Raw genomic sequence first — 18764 nt, forward strand, 5'->3', positions numbered from 1 at the left:
GAGAAGGTGGTTTGGAAGAGGGGGTTGCGGCTGGGGTCGCGTGGGGGTTTGAGGTGGCTGACGAGGGTGCTGAAGGGGATGTCCTGGTGTTGCAGGGCGCCGAGGACGGTGTCGTTGCAGCGGTTGATCAGGGTGTGGAAGTCGGGGTCGCCGGTGAGGTCGGTGCGGAGCACGACGGTGTTGGCGAAGTAGCCGACGAGGGGTTCGACTTCGGGGTGGTGGCGGCCGCTGAACACGGAGCCGACGGTGATGTCGGTCTGGCCGGTGTAGCGGGACAGGACCACGGTGAAGCCGGCCAGGAGGGTGGCCAGGAGGGAGGCGTGGTGGTCGGTGGCGAGTCGGCGGAGACGGTGGCCGAGGTCGCGGGGTAGGTGGGCCCGGTAGCTGGCGCCGGCCCAGGTGCGTTCGGCGGGGCGGGGCCGGTCGGTGGGCAGGTCGAGGGTGGGCAGGTCGTGCAGATTGCGTTCCCAGTAGGTGAGGTGTTCGCGCAGGGTGTCGCCGGTGAGGTGGCGGCGTTGCCAGGCGGCGACGTCGGCGGGCTGGACGGTCAGCGGGGGGAGTTGGGGTTGCCGGCCCTGGGTGAGGGCCTGGTAGGCCTCGGACAGTTCGTGGGTGAGGATGCTGACCGACCAGCCGTCGGTGACGGCGTGGTGCAGGCTCAGCAGCAGCACGTGGTCGTCGGTGTCCAGGCGCAGCAGGGCGGCGCGTAGCAGCGGGCCGGTGGCCAGGTCGAACGGTCGCTGGGCTTCGGTGTCGGCGTGACGGACCGCTTCGGTGAACGGGTCGTGGGCGGTGGACAGGTCGATCACCGGCAGGTCCGGGCCGTCGCCGGCGGGGTCGATGAGCAGGCGGGGACTGCCGTCGGCCGCGGTGGTGAACCGGGTCCGTAACGCCTCGTGCCGGACGGTCAGCAGCCGCAGCCCCGACCGCAACGCCGCCACGTCCAGCTCACCACGCAGCCTCAACGCGAACGGCACGTTGTAGACCGTCTGCCCCGGATCCAACCGGTCCAGGAACCACAACCCCTCCTGCTGGAACGACGGCAACAACGGCTCGTCCCGCGACACCACCGGCACACCCCGCTGCACCGACCCCCGCTCCCGCAACCGCCGCCGCAACAACTCCTGCTTGACGTCGGACAGCATCGACACTCGATCCGTCGTGGCGTCCTCTCGCCGCATCTGCGTCATGGCCCCTCGCTCATCGGTCGCGGGAATCTGATCCGGAACGCTTTTCACGCTAGGTAGCGCGGAGGGCGGCGTCTGCCTCGTGACGTTGATTCGGCGGAGGCTCCTGGCTTGCAGTTGAGCGGCTCAAACGCACTTTCCGAGGTATTCGGCGCCATCATTTCGCTTACCTTGATGACGTCACCGGGCCGAGTGCCCGGGTTGGCGGTAGCGTCGGTATGCCCGGGACGTCCCCCGTCCCGAGCCCGCCGTTCGCCGGGCGCGCCTTTCGCACGGCAACCCCCTTGACGTACGCCAGCCCGCAGTGGAGGACCGCAGGTGAAGGCATCCGCAGACGTCCCGTTGAACCGCAACGCCAGCTTCCTCAAGTTGTGGGGCGGGCAGTCGGTCGCGCTGCTGGGCAGCAAGGTGTCGCAGTTGGCGCTGCCGTTGGTGGCGATCTACACCCTGGATGCCAGCCCGTCCATGGTCGGCCTGATCGGCACCGCGACGTTCCTGCCGTACCTGTTGTTCGCGCTCTGGGCGGGGGCCTGGATCGACAGGCGCCGCCGGCTTCCCATCATGATCACCACCGACGTGGTGCGTGGCGTCGTCCTGCTCGGCATCCTCGGCCTGGCGGTGACCGGCACGCTGACCATGTGGATCATGCTCGGCCTGGTCTTCGTGTTCAGCACCTGCTCGGTGCTCTTCGAGCTCTGCTACTACTCGTTCGTCCCGTCGATCGTTCCCTCGCGTGACCTCGTCGCGGCGAACAGCCGGTTGCAGGCCAGCGACTCGGTCGCCGAAGTCGGTGGCCCCGGCCTCGGCGGCGTGCTGGTGCAACTGCTCACCGCACCGTTCGCGCTGGTGGCGCAGATGATCTCGTTCGTCGTGTCGGCCGTGACGCTGGCGTCGATCCGGGATCGGGAGCCGCAGCCCGAGCCGCCTGCCGGGGGCGCTCCGCCGATCATGGCCCAGATCCGTCAGGGCCTGGTGACTGTCGTACGCGCCCCGTTGCTGCGTACCCTCGTGGTGAGCGCCGCCCTCTACAACTTCTTCGCCAACTGGGTGATGGCGCTGTTCCCGGTCTTCGCCGTCCGGGCGCTGGACCTCAACGCCGCGACGATCGGTCTGATCCGCTCCTGCGGGGCGATCGGTGGCGTGCTCGGCGCCGTCGCCGCCGGGCGGCTGATCGCGCGGCTCGGCATCGGCAGCTCGTACCTGGCGTCGATCGTCCTGCCGTTCGTGGCGTTCGTCGTCATCGCCGTGACGCCGGCGAACACCGCGTTCACCGTGGTGGTGCTGACCCTGGCGTTCGCCGCCAGCGGCTTCCTCGTCGTGTCGAACGTGGTCGCGATCAGTGTCCGGCAGACCATCACCCCCACCGACCTGCTCGGCCGGATGAACGCCACCTACAAGTTCATCTCCTACGGGGTGATCGCCCTGGGCACCTTCGCCGGCGGAGTGGTCGGCGACCTGCTCAGCCTCCGGGCCGGCATGATCATCGGTGCGGTGGGCCTGGTGCTCAACGTGCTCTGGATCCTGGCCAGCCCGCTGCGGCCCATGCGTGAGCTGCCGGAGCCGGTCGACGAGACGCCGGCGTCGGGGCCGGAGGCCGGGGCCGACCAGGAGACGCCGCCGTCGCGCGAGGTGGTCGGAGACGCGCCGGCCGGCCGCGGCTGAGCACCTTCCGTCAGTGCCTCCGCCCCGGCCCACCGACCGCGCGCGGTCAGTTGGAGTTGACCAGCCCCGCCTGATAGGCGAAGGAGACGAGCTGGGCGCGGTCTCTGACCTGGAGCTTGCACCGCAGCCGGTAGATGTGGGTCCGCACCGTCGCCACGCCGATGTAGAGCTTGCTCGCGATCTGCTCGACCGACAGCCCCTGCGCGGTGAGTAGCAGGATCTCCCGCTCCCTGGTGGTGAGCGTCATGGCCAGGGTGGCCAGCGGACGCGGCCGCTCGCTCTCGTGCTTGCGGAACCAGTCGAGCAGTCGCCGGGCCACCGACGGGCCGAGCATCGCCTGCCCCCGGGCCACCGCCCGGATCGCGAGCACCAGTTCCTCGCGGCTGGCGTCATCCGACAACAACGCGTCGGCTCCGGCCCGCAGCACCTCCGTGTGCGTCTCCTCGGAGTCCTCGACCGCGTACACCACCACCGGGGGGTTGGTCTGTTCGTTGTCCCCGCGCAGCCGGCGGGTCAGGTCGGTGCCCGACATCCCGCGCAGCCGTAGGCCGGTCACCACGGCGTCGGGCCGTTCGGAGCGTACGAGCATCAGGGCGTGCACACCGCTGTCCGCCACACCCACGATCTCGAAGTCGGGCTCCGCCGACAGCAATCGCTGCAAGCCAGCGGTGACCAGCGGTCGCTCGTCGCAGATGAGTACCCGAAGCGCCATCCTGGGAACACCCCCGTTTGTCCGGCTCTCCCATCGGCAGCCGAGGGAGGGCCCTGTGCTAACGGCAGGCCGTGGAATATTCACGGACCTGATTGTGGGGAGTATGTGCCCTACGACAACTGTACTATTCAGCGCTTGCGTGCTTACTTTGCGTTACTGGAGTCTTTGGGCCGCCCGAAGCGGGTTGACCTGCTTGTTTCCAGCCGGGCGCGCAGAACTCCGCTTACAGCTTTCGGATGATGGGATGTGGCGGGCGAAAAGGTCCGGCATCTGAAACGTTGCCGTCCGGCCTGACGCTCCGTCGCCGGCGCCACGAACGGCCCGCGCCGGCACCCGTGCTACCGGTCCAGGTCGGCGAGGACCGCCGCCAGTACGGGACCGAGCTGCCTCAGGGCCGGGGTGCGCATCATGCGGTGGTGCGTCGTGGCGATCTCGTGCGTGGTGATGTGACCACCGATGTAGGGACGCCACTGATCCGCCAACCCGGACGGCCCGGCCGTGCAGAGCAGCAGATCGCCCCCGAACACGCTCGGCGTGAAGCGGCTCTGCAGCCGCAGGCTGTGCCGGACGTTGGCGGTGATCCGCGCGACGGTATGGTCCGGGAGGTTGGCCTGGTCGAGTTCATCCCCGAGCACCTGCTCGATGCTGCCGTCCGGGAGTTCCTCGCCGGTCCGGTCCACGACCGGGGGCACATCCAGGATCGCCAGCAACGACACCTTCTCGCCGGCCTGCTCGAGGCGGACCGCGAGCGCGTGGGCGACCAGACCGCCGAACGACCAGCCCAGCAACTGGTAGGGGCCCTCCGGTTGCACCCGCCTGATGTGGGACAGGTAGTCCTCGGCCATCTGCTCGACGCTCTCCGGCATCACGTCCCCGTCGACGAGACCGGCCGCCTGCAGCCCGTAGAGCGGCGTCTCCGGGTCGACGTGGTGCAGCAGGCCCGCGTACGACCAGCTCATCCCGCTCGACGGATGGATGCAGAACACGGGAGGCAGGCTGCCGTGCCCCCGCAGCGCGAGCAGCGTGTCGAAGGCTCCGCCCCTGGTGTCGCCCGCGATCGACCGGGCCAGCCCCGCGGCCGTCGGAGCATGGAACAGCGCGCCCACGCCCACGTCCACCCCGAGCACCGTGCGCACCCTGCTGATCAGGCCGGCCGCCAGCAGCGAGTGTCCGCCCAGCTCGAAGAACCCGTCGTCCGGGCCCACCTCGTCGAGACCGAGCACCTCGGCGAAGAGCTGGCACAACGCCGCCTCCATCGGCGAATGCGGGCCACCGGCCGCCCCGGCGAACACCGGCTCCGGCAGCCGCCTGCGGTCGAGTTTCCCGTTGGGCAGCAGCGGGAGGTCGTCGAGCACCATGACCACGGCCGGCACGAGGAAGGCGGGCAACCGCTCGGCGGCGAACCCACGCGCCACGACGCCCAGGTCCGGCGCGGCGTCCGGTTCCGGTGTCACGTATCCCACCAGGCACGGCTCGCCCCGGCTGTCCGACCGGACGACCACCGCGGCCCGCGCCACCCCCGGGCATCCGCCGAGCACCGCCTCCGCCTCGCCCGGTTCCACCCGGAACCCACGGATCTTCACCTGGTCGTCGGACCGGCCCCGGAACTCGAGGTAGCCGTCCGGATGCCAGCGGGCCAGGTCGCCGGTGCGGTACATCCGACCACCCGGCGGGCCGTACGGGTCGGGCACGAACCGCTCGGCCGTCAGCCCGGGACGATTGCCGTATCCCCGGGGCAGGCCCGCGCCGGCGGTGTACAGGTCACCAACGACCCCGACCGGCACCGGGCGCAGGCCGACATCGAGCACGTAGGCGCGAAGGTTCGGCAGCAGCCGCCCGATGGGCACGGGCGAGGGCCAGCCGGCGACGTCGCCGTCCAAAGTGTGCGCCGTGACGACCTGGGCCTCGGTCGACCCGTAGTTGTTGTGCAGCCGGCGGCCCGGCAGGCGTCCGCAGAACGCCCTGACCTGGCGGCTCACCGTCAGCGCCTCGCCGGCTTGGACGATGTCTCGCAGGTCCGGCAGGTCGGCGTGCAGCTCGTTGGCGGCGCCGGCGAGCGCGTCGATCAGCAGGTTCGGCGCGAACAACTCGTTGACCCGGTGCCGTTCGAGCCACCGGACCAGCCGTAGCGGGTCCGTGCGCACGTCGCTCGGCACGATCACCAGGGTGCGACCGGACGTCAGCGCGGACAGCATCTCCTGGAGTGACACGTCGAAGCTCAACGAGGCGAACTGCGCGGTGCGGATCCCGGGACCCGGGCCGAGCACCGTGTTGTGCCACTCGAACATGTTCACCATGACGTCCGGCGTCATGACCACGCCCTTCGGTCGCCCGGTGGACCCGGAGGTGTAGATGACGTACGCCGGGGTCAGCCGGTGCACGGGCGCGCCCCGCTCGTCGTCGCGCACCGGATGGGCGGGGTAGGCCGTCAGGTCGGTGTCGTCGACGGCGATGCACGCGTACGCGCCGTCGGGCACCGAGGCGCGCAGGTCCGTGGTGGTCAGCACCGTCACCGGGCTCGCGTCGCCCAGCATGAACGCGATCCGCTCAGCCGGATAGTCCGGATCGATCGGCAGGTACGTGCCGCCCGCCTTGAGGATCGCCGTCAGACAGGTCACGACGTCCACCGACCGCCGGATCAGCACGGCGACCGTCCGTTCCGGGCCGACGCCGTGGTCGATGAGCAGCCGTGCCAGCCGGTTTGCCCGCTCGGCCAGCTCGGCGTAGGTCACCTGGCTGTCGCCGTGAACGACAGCCGCCGCATCCGGCGCGCGCGCCACCTGCTCGTCGAACAGGTCCGCGAGCGGGGCGAACGGTACGGCCCGGGCCGTGTCGTTCCAGTCGACCAGAACTCGCCGCCGCTCGTCCTCGGTGAGCAGCTCGATCTGGGCCAGGGGCCGCTCCGGTTCGGCGGCCACCGCGGTCAGCAGCCGGCGCAGACGCGTCACGAGGGACACGGCCGTTCCGCGGTCGAACACGTCGGTGTTGAACTCGATCGTGCCGTCGAGCCGGTCCTCCCGGTCGGTGAAATGCAGGAAGAGGTCGAACTTGGACGTCCCCGTCGGGATGAATCCCTCCTCGGTCACGGTCAGTCCGTCCATCGGGATTTCGGTGGGCGGCGGCTTCTGCAGGCCGAGGAACACCTGGAACAGGGACTGGTGGGCACGGGAGCGAGCCGGGTTGAGCATGTCGACCACGTGGTCGAAGGGCACGTCCTGATGCGCGTAGGCGTCCACGTCCACGTCCCGGACCCGGGCGAGCAGGCGCCGGAACGTCGGAGCGTCGGAGCAGTCGGTGCGCAGGACGAGCGTGTTGACGAAGAAGCCGACCAGGTCGTCCAGCGCCTCGTCGGTACGCCCGGCGACCGACGTGCCGACCGGGATGTCGGTGCCCGCGCCGAGCCGCGCGAGCAGCGCCACCAGACCGGCGTGCAGCACCATGAACAGGCTGGCGTCGTGCGTTGCGGCAAGCGTGGCCAGCGCGGCACGCAGGTCCGCGTCCCAACTGAACCCGTGGAGGTCGCCCTGGTGGGTCTCGACGGCGGGATGCGGCCGGTCGACGGGCAGCGGGATGCGGTCGGGCAGCCCCGACAGCGTGTGCCGCCAGTAGTCCAGCTGCGTGCTCCGGATGCTGTCGGGGCGGGACGGGTCGCCGAGCAGCTCACGCTGCCAGAGCGTGTAGTCCACGTACTGCACGGGAAGCTCCGCCCAGGCGGGCGCCGCGCCGGCGCGGCGAGCGTCGTACGCGGCGCGGAGGTCCCTGACCAAGGGTGCGAGGGACCAGCCGTCCGCCGCGATGTGGTGCAGCAGCACCACGAGGAGGTGATCGTCGTGCGTGACCTCGACCAGCCAGGCCCGGATCGGGAGGTCACGAGCGAGGTCGAAGGTGTTGCGGGCCAGCGGCCGTAGCACGCCGTCGAGGTCCTTCCCGTCCGCCCGCACCGATTCGACGTCCAGGTGGGCGGCGGCGGCCGGGAGCACCTGTTGCCACGGCACGCCGTCGGTCTCGGGGAACACGGTGCGCAGGCTCTCGTGGCGTGCGACCACGTCGTTCAGCGCGGCCCGGAGGGCGGCGCCGTCCAGCCGGCCCTGCAGGCGCAGGGCCAGCGAGATGTTGTACGTCGGCGAGGGTCCCTCCAGACGGTGCAGGAACCACATCCTGGCCTGGGCCGGGGCCAGCGGCACCCGCTCGGGCCGCGGCATCGGCCGCAGCCTGAGCCGGCGTTCCCGGGCCTGCGCCACGACGTCCGCCAAGAGCGCGGGTGTGGGCGCGTCGAACGGCGCCCGCATGCCGAGTTCCACCCCGAGCACCGAACGCACCCGGCTGACCAGCCGCGTCACCAGCAGCGAATGCCCGCCCAGGTCGAAGAAGTTGTCCTCGGCGCCGACCCCGTCGAGGCCGAGGACCTCGCCGAACAATCCGCACAGCTCGCTCTCCACGGGTGTCCGGGTGGCGCGCGACAGGGTACGGAATGTCGGCGTGGGGAGGGCCCGCCGGTCGACCTTCCCGGTGGGCGCGAGGGGGAACGTCTCGGAGACCACGACGGCCACGGGCACCATGTAGGCGGGTAGCCGCCGTTCGACGAACTCCTTCGCCGCCGCGCTCAGTCTCTCCCGGTCCACGGGGGCGCCTGCCGGGTCTGGCATGACGTGCCCGATCAGGCACTGCTCGCCCCGTGCGTCCGTGCCGGCGACGACCACCGCACCGGCCACGGCAGGGCAGCGCGCGAGGACCGACTCGACCTCGCCCAGTTCGATCCGGAAGCCACGGATCTTGATCTGGTCGTCGGCCCGTCCCAGGTATTCGAGGCCGCCGCTGCCCAGTCGCACCAGGTCACCGGTCCGGTACAACCGTTCACCGGCACGGCCGAACGGATCCGGCACGAAGCGTTCGGCCGTCAGCCCGCCGCGACGCCAGTACCCCCATCCCAGGCCGGAACCGCCGACGTACAGCTCACCCGTCACGCCCGGCGGCACGAGGTCCATCTTCTCGTCCAGCACGTAGCAGCGGTATCCGGGCAGCGGACGGCCGATCCGGCTGTGCGCGGAGAGCCGTTCGCGATCGAGCGCGGCATGGGTGACGTGCACCGTGGTCTCGGTGATGCCGTACATGTTGACCAGTTCGGGGTGGTGCGGGTCGTGCCGTCCGTACCACTGATCCAGCCTCGCCAGGTCGAGCGCCTCGCCCCCGAAGATCACGTAGCGCAGCGCGAGCCGGTTCGAGGTGACAGGGTCCTCGGCGTCGGCCCGCATCAGTTCGTAGAACGCCGACGGGATCTGGTTGAGCACAGTGACGCGCCGTTCGGCCAGCAGGCGCAGGAGATCGGGCGGGGACTGGGCGATCTCGGTCGGCACCACGACGAGCGTGCCGCCGTGCAGCAGGGCGCCCCACATCTCCCAGACCGAGAAGTCGAAGGCGTACGAGTGGAACAACGTCCAGGTGTCTCCCGGACCGAAGTCGAACAGCTCGCCCGCCGCGGTGAACAGCGCCACGACGTTGCGGTGCGGGACGACCACGCCCTTCGGCCGGCCGGTGGACCCGGAGGTGTAGATCATGTAGGCGGCGTCGTCCGCCCGTGGCGACGAGGGCAACCCTCCGCCCGGGCCGTCGGCCAGTCGGGCCGCGACCGCCGGGTCGTCGAGGTGGATCCGCTCGGGGCCGGCCGGGTGGACGCCCGGCTCGCCCGGGTCGATGTCCCCACCATGCTCCGGCGGCAGCCGGTCGACCAGCAGGAGCGCGGGCGGAACCGGGTGGCCGGGCAGCGCGGCGGTGACGGCGGCGCGGAGGTCGTCCAGGAACGCGGTACGGCCGCGCCACCGCTGCCCTGGCTCCGGGTCGCCGGTCGCCGGGCGGTCGGTGGCGACACCACCACCGGCGGCGGGCCGGGTGGCGTAGACGTTGTGGAGCGCGGTGTCGCCCAGGAGTTGGTCCTGCGCATGGGTCACCTCGTACCCGCGCCCCCGCAGCAGGGCCAGCACGCTCGCCAGGCGGTCGTCGACGTCGTGCACCTCGACGACCACTTGGCGGATGAGGGGCCAGTGCTCGTCGTCGATGCCCTGGAGAACCTCGTACTCGGCGCTCTCCACGTCAACCTTCAGCAGGTCGATGCGCTCGACGCCGTGCTCCCGTACGACGTCGGAGAGCGTGCGCAGCGGACAGGTGAAACGTTCGCTGGACAGGCCGGCGTCGACCAGCTCGTCGAGGTCCTCGTCACTGATGCCCGTGTCGTCACCAGGCGTGTCGAGGTGGTCGGATCGGTTGCGCAGGTAGGACCGGACCAGGTCATGCGCCGCCTCGGGGCTGGTACGGCTGGACGAGATGACCGTGTTGTGCGGGTAGAAGGTGAACGTCTCCTCACCGGCCTTCGCGGCGAGCCCGTACGGGAGCGCGGTGGCGGGCAGGTCGTGCAGCTCGACGTTGCGGCGCAGGGACTCGTACAGAGGCGGGATCGGTTCGAAGGCGAAGACGGTGGCGCGGGGCCAGTGCAGGCCGGCGAACAGCGTGAACATACCGATGTTCGCGCCGACGTCGAAGATCACGTCGCCGTCACGGACGCTGATGCCGTGTCGCAGGTACCCGCGCCGGGTGAAGATCTCCTCGAAGAGGAACTCGGTCTCGCTCTTGTTCTGGTGGAACATCTCCACGCCGTTGGGCAGCGTGTGGAGCTGTCGTAGCGCGTCCGGGTCGGCACCGGCGAGGCGGCGCACGGCACCCGCGCGATCGCGCGCGGGTACCACGTACACGACCGGTCCGGAGTCGGCTCCGCCGCCGTCGTGGGCGAGCACACGGGCCTCCTCGACGGCCGAGTGGCCGGTGAGGACCGCCTCGGTCGCGCCCAGCTCGGCAACATCGGGGCCGAGCACGTCCGACGTGCCGACGACCACGACGGGCTCCGAGTCTCGCAGCATCCACGCCACGCGCTCCTCGGGAAAGGCCGGATCCAACGGCACGTAGGCGGCTCCGCACTTCAGGACGGCGAGCAGCACCATCGGCACGTCCACCGACCGGTGCAACCGCACCCCGACGAACGTGCCCGGCCGGGCACCGTGCTCGGTCAGCAGCCGGGCCAACCGGTCTGCCCGGCGGTCGAGCTCGCGGTACGACACCGAGTCCCGACCGCATGCCAGCGCGAGTGCGTCCGGCCGCTGTCGCACCTGCGCTTCGAAGAGGTCCACGAGGCTCGCGGTCACGGTCGCGGCTCCACCGGGCGATGCGACGACAGGAGAGTCACACTCGGCTCCTTCTCTTCGGCGCCAGGCCACTCCGCGCCGGAACCTTCCCCATCCCGGACGGAGGTCAGGAACTGACTCTAGGGACGTGCCCGGCGGCGGGAGAACTACTCAGATGGGTAGACCACGGGCAGTGGCCCTCCGCTTGCCGCCCCGCCGGCGAGCGGATACGGTCGCTTGTCGATCGTCGGTCCCGATCCGGGGTCTCCCGGCATGGCGGTGAGCGGGCATGGACACCACCTCTTCCCCCGCGCTGGCGGAGCTGGCCGCCGAATTCTGGGCCTGGCGCACCCGGACCCAACCGGACTCCTACGACGACATCACCCGGGTGGAACGGCCGCGGGACTGGGTGGCCGACTGGTCGTCGGCGGCGGTACGCGCCCGACGCGAGGCCGGTGCGGGCTTCGCCGACCGGTACCGCCGGATCGACGTGCCGCCGACGGACGTGCGTGCCCAGGTGGACAGGCGGCTGCTCGGTTCGGCGTTGGCGCGGGTACGGTGGGAGCTGGACCTGGTACGCGCCTGGCAACGCGACCCGTCGTTCTACATCGACCAGAGCCTGGTGTGCGTCTACAACCTCCTGCTCCGGCCGCCGCCGTTCGGCGCCGAGCGGGTCGACGCCATCGTTCGCCACCTGCGCAACGTGCCCGCCGTGCTCGAGCAGGCACGCGAGAACCTCACCGGCACGATCGCCGGGCCGTTCGCCCGGCGTGCACTCACCGTGCTCCGGCGGGCCGACGACCTGTTGCGCTCCGCCCTGGCGGCGCTGGCCGCCGAGGTGCCCGACCGGCGGTGGCCCGACGCGACCGCGGGCGCCGCGCGGGCGGTGGCCGGCTACCGGGACTGGCTGGCCCGGCAGGCTCCGTTCGACACCGACGACGTATCCGTCGGCGCGGACGCGTTCGCGTTCTTCCTGCACCAGGTGGCGCTCCTGCCGTACTCGGCGGAGCAGGTACGGGGGATGGCCCGGCAGGAATGGAACCGGGCGGTGTGGGCCGAGACGCTGCCGCGCCGCACCGACGCCGCCGCCGGTGGGGAGCTGCCCGATCTGGCCGAGCTGATCGGCCGGCAACGCGCGGCCGAGCGTGCTCTGCGGCGGTTCCACACCGAGCACGGCCTCCTGAGCCCGTTGACGGGTCGGCGGCGCTACCGGATGGCGCCCATGCCCGCGTACCTCGAGCCGTTGACGTGGCTGGGGGTGGCGCACGACCCGGCGTCGCCGTCCCGGTCCGACGACGACGCGGTGCGCTACGTCCGGCCGCCGAGCCCGCAACTGCCGTACTTCGACCTGGCAGAGATCCGGGACCCCCTCACCGGGCTCGCGCACGAGGGCGTACACGCGCACCAACTCGCCCTGTCATGGCGGCACGACAATCCGGCACGCCGTCGCTACTACGATTCCGCGCCGAACGAGGGCATCGCCTTCTACCACGAAGAACTGATGCTGTCCCTGGGAGCGTTCGACGACGGGTCGCCCGGAGCCGACTTCGTCGTCAACGCGAAGCGGCTCCGAGCGTTGCGAGCGGACATCGACGTCGCGCTGGCGCTCGGCGAGCTGACGCCGCAGGCGGCGGAGGAGGTGCTCGCGGAAGCGGTCCCCATGGACCGGGCGACCGCCGCGCAGGAGGCCGCGTTCTTCGCCGGCAGTCCCGGTCAGGGCTTGAGCTATCAGGTCGGCAAGCTGCAGGTCCTCGACCTCGTGGCGACCTGCGCGCGGCGCCACGGCGCGGCGTTCGACCTGAAGGCGTTCCACGACCGGCTCTGGCGCGAGGGCAACGTGCCGCTCGCGTTGCAGCGCTGGGAACTCCTCGGCCTGCGCGACCACCTCGACCGGGCGGACCTGCTGGCGGGGGTCTAGCTCCTGCGGAGCCGAGCCATCGGCACCACCACGGCGGTGATCAGTGGCGCGAGACCGGCCAGGAGCAGACCCGTGTCGGCGCCGAACCGCGTCACGAGCCACCCCGCGACCGGACTGGCCGCGGCGGTACCCAGGTAGCCGAACGCGGCGAAGTATCCGAACGCCTCCGCCAACCGGTCCTCCGCGACCTGCTCGGGGACCAGCAGCATGGCCGAGGTGTCACCCGGCGCGAAGGCCAGCCCGGCGACCAGCAGGCAGGCGATGGCGAGCCACAGCGCGGGCGCCCCGGCGGCGAGCGCGGTGACCAGCCCGTAGACGGCGATCAGCACCCAGGCCACGGTGCGGGTGGGCGCGCTGCGCAGCGGGTTGGTGGCCGGCAGCGCGGCGTAGATGGAACCGCTGACCGCGCTCGTGGCGAAGATGCCCGCGAGCACCAGGCCACCGCTCGTGGCCGGCCGGCCGTGGCCGGCGAGCAGCGCCGGGAGCGCCACGTCGAGGGCGCCGAGGTTGATGCCGATCCCCACGTTGAGCAGCAACGGCACCCAGAGCTGCGCCAGCATGGCGCGGGCCGGACCGGACCGCCGGGTGGCGCTCGCGGCCGCCCGGCGCGGCAACGTCCAGCTGAGCAGCGCACCCGACGCAAGGACGGCGGCCACCGCGCCGACGCACGCCCGTGGCCCGACCAGGGCGGCCACCACGGACGCCAGCGCCGGGCCACCGATCCACGCCAGCTGCAGGGCGACCGCGTCGATCGCGTAGGCCTGTTTGAGCTGCTCCGGACGCAGGATGTACGGCAACAGTGACCGGTACGCCCCGGTCACCCCCGCGCCACTGGCGGCGGCCACGACCACCAGGACGAGGAGCACCACCAAGGGGGCTCCCGCGGCGGCCGCGATCGCCGTGGTGACGAGGCCGGCCGTCGAGCCGAGCAGCGACCAGCCCAGCGCACGGGGTAGCGTGGCCCGGTCCATCTGCCGGCCCCGCCAGGGCGCGCAGACCGCGTAGGTCATCGCGCTGGCCCCGCTGAGCAATCCGCTGCTGACGAACGACCCGGTCGAGGCGTGGGCGGTGAGCACCAGGGCGACCGGCAGCATCGTCTGCGGCAATCTGGCCAGCGACGCCGCCGCCAGCCAGCGCCACCAGGTCGGGTTGCTCCGCAGCCGCCCGCCCGGCGGGCCGGTCCTCCGGGCCGCCCCGACCTCGCTCCTGTCCGCTACCGACACGGCCACCTCCTGATCGCCCGTCGAGTCTCCGGGTCAGCTACCCAACATGGCGAGCAGTTTCTCCCGCTCACCGGGGAGCATCACGTCGACGCCGTCCAGGCGCCGGTCGGGATCGCCGACCGCGGCACGCATCACCTGGATCAACCGTTGGGTCAGCGCCGTGACGGTCTCCTCGTCGAAGATGTCCGTCGGGTACTCGACCAGCCCGTCCATGCCCTCGGGCCGGCCGCCGTCGCCGCGCCGCTCGGTGAACGCGAACAGGAGGTCGAACTTGGCGTGGCGCAGCCCGGCCTGCTGCTCGGCCACCTGCACACCGGGCAGCTCCAGGGTGGCCTGGCCAGCGTTCTGCAGGACCAGCGCCACCTGGAACAGCGGGTTGTGGCTCAGCGACCGGGTCGGGTTGAGTACCTCGACCAGTTGCTCGAACGGCACGTCCTGGTTGGCGTACGCGCCCAGATCGGTCTCGCGTACCCGCGCCAGAAGTTCGGCGAAGGTCGGGTTGCCGCTGGTGTCGGTGCGCAGCACCAGGGTGTTGACGAAGAGACCGACGAGGTCGCTGAACGCCTCGTCGCCGCGACCCGCGATGGGAGCGCCGATGGGGATGTCGGTGCCCGAGCCGAGCCGGGTGAGCAGGCCGGCGAGGGTCACCTGCAGGGCCATGAACAGGCTGGCGCCCCCGGCGTGGGCGAGCCGGGTGAGCCCCTCGTGCAGGTCCGCGTCCAGGTCGAAGTGGAAGGTCCGGCCCCGCTGACCGCGTACGGCGGGGCGCGGTCGGTCCACGGGCAGCGCGATCTGTTCCGGCAGACCCGCCAACCGCTCCCTCCAGTACCGCACCTGCGCGGCGACACCGCTCCCGCCGGAGCCGAGCAGCTCCCGCTGCCACAGCGTGAAGTCCGCGTACTGGACGGGCAGTGGCGCCCAGTCCGGAGGGCTGCCGCCGCGCCGGGCGGTGTAGGCGGCGGACAGGTCCCGCAGCAGAGGTCGCATCGACCAGCCGTCGGTGGCGATGTGGTGCAGGCAGACGACCAGCACGTGCCGGTCGGCGGCGAGCCGCAGGAGCCGGGCCCGCAACAGCCGCCCGCCGTGCAGGTCGAACGGCCGGTCGACCTCGGCCGCCACCGCCGCGGGGACGTCCGCCTCCGCGCACCGCGCCGTGGCCAGTCGGAACGGCTCGGGGTCGAGCACCTCCTGGTACGGCTCGTCACCGCAGGTCCGGATCACCGTACGCAGGATCTCGTGCCGGCCGATCACGTCACCGATCGCCGCCTCCAGCGCGACCACGTCGAGTTCGCCGGCCAGTGTGAACACGAGCGGCAGGTGGTACGCCGAGCCGCTGCTCACCGACGACGCCAACTGCTCCACGAACCACAGCCGTTGCTGCGCGAAGGACAGCGGCACCCGCTCCGGACGGGGCGTCGGCCGCGCCGGGGCCCGGCCGGCGGTCAGCCCGTCGACGGCCCCGGCGATGCCCGCGACCGTCTGCCGGTCGAAGACCACCCGCACCGGCAGGTCCACGCCGAACACCGAGCGCACCCGGCCGGCCAGTTGGCTGGCCAGGAGCGAGTGGCCACCGAGGTCGAAGAACCCGTCGTCGACACCCACCTCGGGGAGCCCCAGCACCTCGGCGACCAAGCGACACAACAGCTCTTCCTGGGGGGTGCGCGGCGCCCGGCCGGTGGCGGTCCACCGCGGCGCGGGCAGCGCGGCCCGGTCCACCTTCCCGTTGGCGTTCTCCGGCAAGCGGTCCAGCACGACGAACGATGCCGGGACCATGAAGGAGGGGAGGGCCTCGGACACGTGGCGCCGCAGCCCCGCGACGTCCGGCCGGCCGGCGTCCGCGCCCACCACGTGCGCCACGAGACGGAGGTCCCCCGGCGCCGCCTCGACCGCGGTCACGACCGCCTGCGCCACGTCGGAGTGCCGGAGCAGGACCGCTTCGACCTCCCCGGGTTCCACCCGGTATCCCCGGATCTTCACCTGATGATCGGCGCGGCCGGCGAACGTCACCGTTCCGTCGCTGTTCCAGCGGGCCAGGTCCCCGGTCCGGTACATCCGCTCGCCGGGTGTGCCGAAGGGATCCGGCAGGAAGCGCGTCGCGGTGAGCACCGGGTTGGCCAGGTAGCCGCGTGCGACGCCCGCGCCGCCGATGTAGACCTCGCCCAGGACGCCGGGCGGCACCGGGCGCAGCGTCTCGTCCAGCAGGTAGAGGCGCTGGTTCCACACGGGGCGGCCGATGGGCACGGCGGTGGCGGCGCTACCCGTCACGAGCGGACCGGGCACGGGGAACGAGGCCGCGCAGTGGGTCTCGGTCGGTCCGTACTGGTTGATCAGCCGGCGGTCGGCGCGGCCGCGGTACACCGCACGCAGGTCCTCGCTCACCGTCAGCGGTGAGCCCGCCTGCACGATGTCCCTCAGCGCCGGCAGTTCGGTGTGCTCGGCCACGGCGGCCGAGCAGATGCCGTCGATCATCAGCGTCGGCGCGATGATCATGCTGATCCGGTGCCGGTCGAGCCAGTGCACCAGCCGGGCCGGATCGGTCCGGACCTCCGGGTCGGGTATCGCCACCGCGCCACCGCAGGCGAGCGTGGCCAGGGTCTCCTGGAGGGACACGTCGAAGCCGAGACTGGCCAGGTGGGCGGTGACACCTCCCGGATCTCCGGCGCCGCCGTCCGCCTGCCAGGCCACCATGTTCAGCAGCCCGGCCGCGGGCATGACGACGCCCTTGGGCACGCCGGTCGAGCCGGACGTGTAGATGACGTAGGCGGCAGCGGAAGGGCCCTCGATCCGCCGCTCGGTCCGGGTGAGCGTCGTCGAGGGCTGCCGGTCGATCCGTGCGGCGTCGAGCGGGTCGTCGAGGATCAGGGCGGTGGGCGTACGGTGCCGGTGCGCGCCGGTCGTCACCACGACCACCGCCCCCGCATCCCGGATCATGAAGCCGGCCCGGTCGTCGGGAAGGTCCGGGTCCACCGGGAGGTAGACCGCGCCCACCTTCACGACGGCCAGCATCGCGACCAGCAGGTCCACGGAGCGGCCGAGGAGCACGGCGACGACCTGCTCGGGCCCCGCACCACGCCGGGTCAGTTCCCTGGCCAGCCGGTTCGCCCTGGCGTGCAGCTCGGCGTACGGGACGCTGACCGTGTCCGTGACCACGGCGACCGCCGAGGGCGTCCGTTCGGCCTGGTCCTCCAGCCAGGTGACGAGATCGCCGGGCGGCAGGGAACGAGTGGAGTCGTTCCATTCGGTCAGCACCCGGGACCGGCCGGCCGCGGAGAGCAGCTCGTACCGGGACAGGGGCAGGTCGGGGTCCGCCGCGGCCTGGTCGAGAAGCCGGTGCAGATACCCGGCCATGGCCTCGACGGTGCTGTGGTCGTACACGTCGGCCGCGTACTCCACCAGCCCGTCCACACCACCCGGCCGGCCGTCGGTCGACCGCCGTTCCCGGAAGGTGAACGCCAGCTCGAACCGGGACGTCCCGATGTCGACCGTCTCGAAGCGGCTCGTGACGTCCGGGGCATCCAGCGCGGGCTCGACGTTCGTGTCCATCAGGAACAGCACCTGGAAGAGCGGGTGCACGCCGAGCGAGCGGGCCGGGTTGACCGCCTCGACCACGTGCTCGAACGGCACGTCCGCCGCGTCGAAAGCGGCGAGGTCGGCCGTCCGGACCCGCTGGATCAACTCGTGGAAGGACGGGTCGCCACCGGTGTCGGTGCGCAGCACGAGCGTGTTGACGAAGAAGCCGACGAGGTCGTCGAGGGCCGCGTCCATACGTCCGGCAACGGGCGCGCCGAGCGGTACGTCCGTGCCGGAGCCCAGCCTGGTCAACAGCGCCGTGACGCCCGCCTGCAGGACCATGAACAGCGTGGCCTGGTGCTCCCGCGCGAGATCGACGAGCCGCCGGTGCAGGCCGGCGTCGAGGTCCAGACGGACCCGGCCCCCTTCGTAGCCGGCGACCGCCGGGCGAGGACGGTCCGTCGGCAGGGTGAGCCGCTCGGGTAGGCCCTCGAGCGCCGTCCGCCAGTGGTCCAGCTGGGCGGCCAGCAGGGAACCCTCGTCGCGGTCGGCCAGCTCCCGTTGCCACTGCGCGTAGTCCGTGTACCGCACGGGCAGGTCCGGCCACGCCGGCGCGCTGCCGGCCGACCGGGCCAGGTAGGCGGTGGACAGGTCACGCCGCAACGCGGCGAACGACCAGCCGTCGACCGCGACGTGGTGCAGGGCCAGCAGGAGCACGTGTTCGGTGGGGCCGAGGACGAACAGGTACGTGCGCAGCGGCGCGTCCCGGGTCAGGTCGAACCCTTCGGCCGCGTACCGCCGGATGGTCGCCCGGGCCTCGCCCGGGTCGAGCGGGATGACCGGTACGGCGGTCGCCGCGTCCGGTACGTCCAGGATCTGTTGCCGCGGTGTGCCCGCCTCCGCCGGGAAGACGGTCCGCAGCGGCTCATGCCGGGCGATGACGTCGCGTACCGCGTACCGCAGCGCCTCGACGTCGAGCTCACCCGACAGCCACAACGCCAGGGGCGTGTTGTAGCCGCATCCACCGCCGGCGACCTGGTTGAGCAACCACTGTCGCTGTTGCGCGAACGACAGCGGGATCCGCTCCGGACGGTCACGCCGCCGGATCGGGGGACGGCTGGCCCGGTACGAGTCGAGCCGGCTCACCACGTCGGCCGGGGTCGGCGCGGTGAAGAACTGCCGCGGGGTGAGCTGGGCGCCGAACGTCGCCTGGAGCCGGGTGAGCAGGCGGGACGCCAGCAGTGACTCGCCGCCGAGCTCGAAGAAGTTGTCGTCCGGGGCCACCGTCGGTTTGTCGAGCACCGCGGCGAAAATCGACCTGACGAGATCGATTCGTGGATCCGTCCCGGACGGCGCTCCGGTGGCGTCATGACGGTCGGACAT

General features: G+C 71.9%; 7 protein-coding genes. 2 read left to right on the plus strand and 5 right to left on the minus strand.

What is annotated here, in order from left to right; translation table 11 throughout:
- The coding region (locus tag GA0070562_RS05475) for a condensation domain-containing protein (protein WP_254663738.1) at positions 1-1190 on the minus strand (1190 nt) is incomplete at its 3' end.
- A gap of 315 nt (positions 1191-1505) precedes the next feature.
- Between GA0070562_RS05475 and GA0070562_RS05480 the strand changes: the two genes are divergently transcribed.
- Complete coding sequence (locus tag GA0070562_RS05480) at positions 1506-2849, plus strand: MFS transporter (RefSeq protein WP_091416271.1); 1344 nt, start codon at positions 1506-1508, stop codon at positions 2847-2849.
- Positions 2850-2895: 46 nt separating this feature from the next.
- Here the strand turns inward: GA0070562_RS05480 and GA0070562_RS05485 are convergent, their stop codons facing one another.
- On the minus strand, positions 2896-3561 hold the full coding sequence (locus GA0070562_RS05485) for a response regulator (RefSeq protein WP_091416274.1): 666 nt from the start codon (positions 3559-3561) through the stop codon (positions 2896-2898).
- A gap of 338 nt (positions 3562-3899) precedes the next feature.
- A complete protein-coding gene (locus GA0070562_RS05490) occupies positions 3900-10751 on the minus strand; it encodes a non-ribosomal peptide synthetase (RefSeq protein WP_175438648.1) in 6852 nt (2283 codons plus the stop codon).
- Positions 10752-11019: 268 nt separating this feature from the next.
- Here GA0070562_RS05490 and GA0070562_RS05495 point away from each other — a divergent pair, with 268 nt between their 5' ends.
- Entirely contained in the window at positions 11020-12648 is a 1629-nt protein-coding gene (locus tag GA0070562_RS05495; RefSeq protein WP_091416281.1) for a DUF885 family protein, read from the plus strand.
- Here the strand turns inward: GA0070562_RS05495 and GA0070562_RS05500 are convergent.
- Together GA0070562_RS05500 and GA0070562_RS05505 are read right to left on the minus strand one after the other, a co-directional pair.
- Positions 12645-13871, minus strand: a complete 1227-nt coding sequence (locus GA0070562_RS05500; RefSeq protein WP_091416284.1) for an MFS transporter — start codon at positions 13869-13871, stop codon at positions 12645-12647. The genes GA0070562_RS05495 and GA0070562_RS05500 overlap by 4 nt on opposite strands.
- Before the next feature lie 33 nt (positions 13872-13904).
- Positions 13905-18764 carry a non-ribosomal peptide synthetase gene (locus GA0070562_RS05505; RefSeq protein WP_091416287.1) on the minus strand — a complete coding sequence of 1620 codons (4860 nt, stop codon included), beginning with the start codon at positions 18762-18764 and terminating at the stop codon, positions 13905-13907.

It is taken from the genome of Micromonospora tulbaghiae (genome assembly GCF_900091605.1).
Classification (GTDB): Bacteria; Actinomycetota; Actinomycetes; order Mycobacteriales; family Micromonosporaceae; genus Micromonospora; species Micromonospora tulbaghiae.

Excerpts from the sequence above, each read along its gene's own strand:
- GA0070562_RS05485 (WP_091416274.1), bottom strand. The coding sequence starts at position 3,561 with ATGGCGCTTCGGGTACTCATCTGCGACGAGCGACCGCTGGTCACCGCT.
- GA0070562_RS05495 (WP_091416281.1), top strand. The coding sequence starts at position 11,020 with ATGGACACCACCTCTTCCCCCGCGCTGGCGGAGCTGGCCGCCGAATTC.
- GA0070562_RS05505 (WP_091416287.1), bottom strand. The coding sequence starts at position 18,764 with ATGTCCGACCGTCATGACGCCACCGGAGCGCCGTCCGGGACGGATCCA.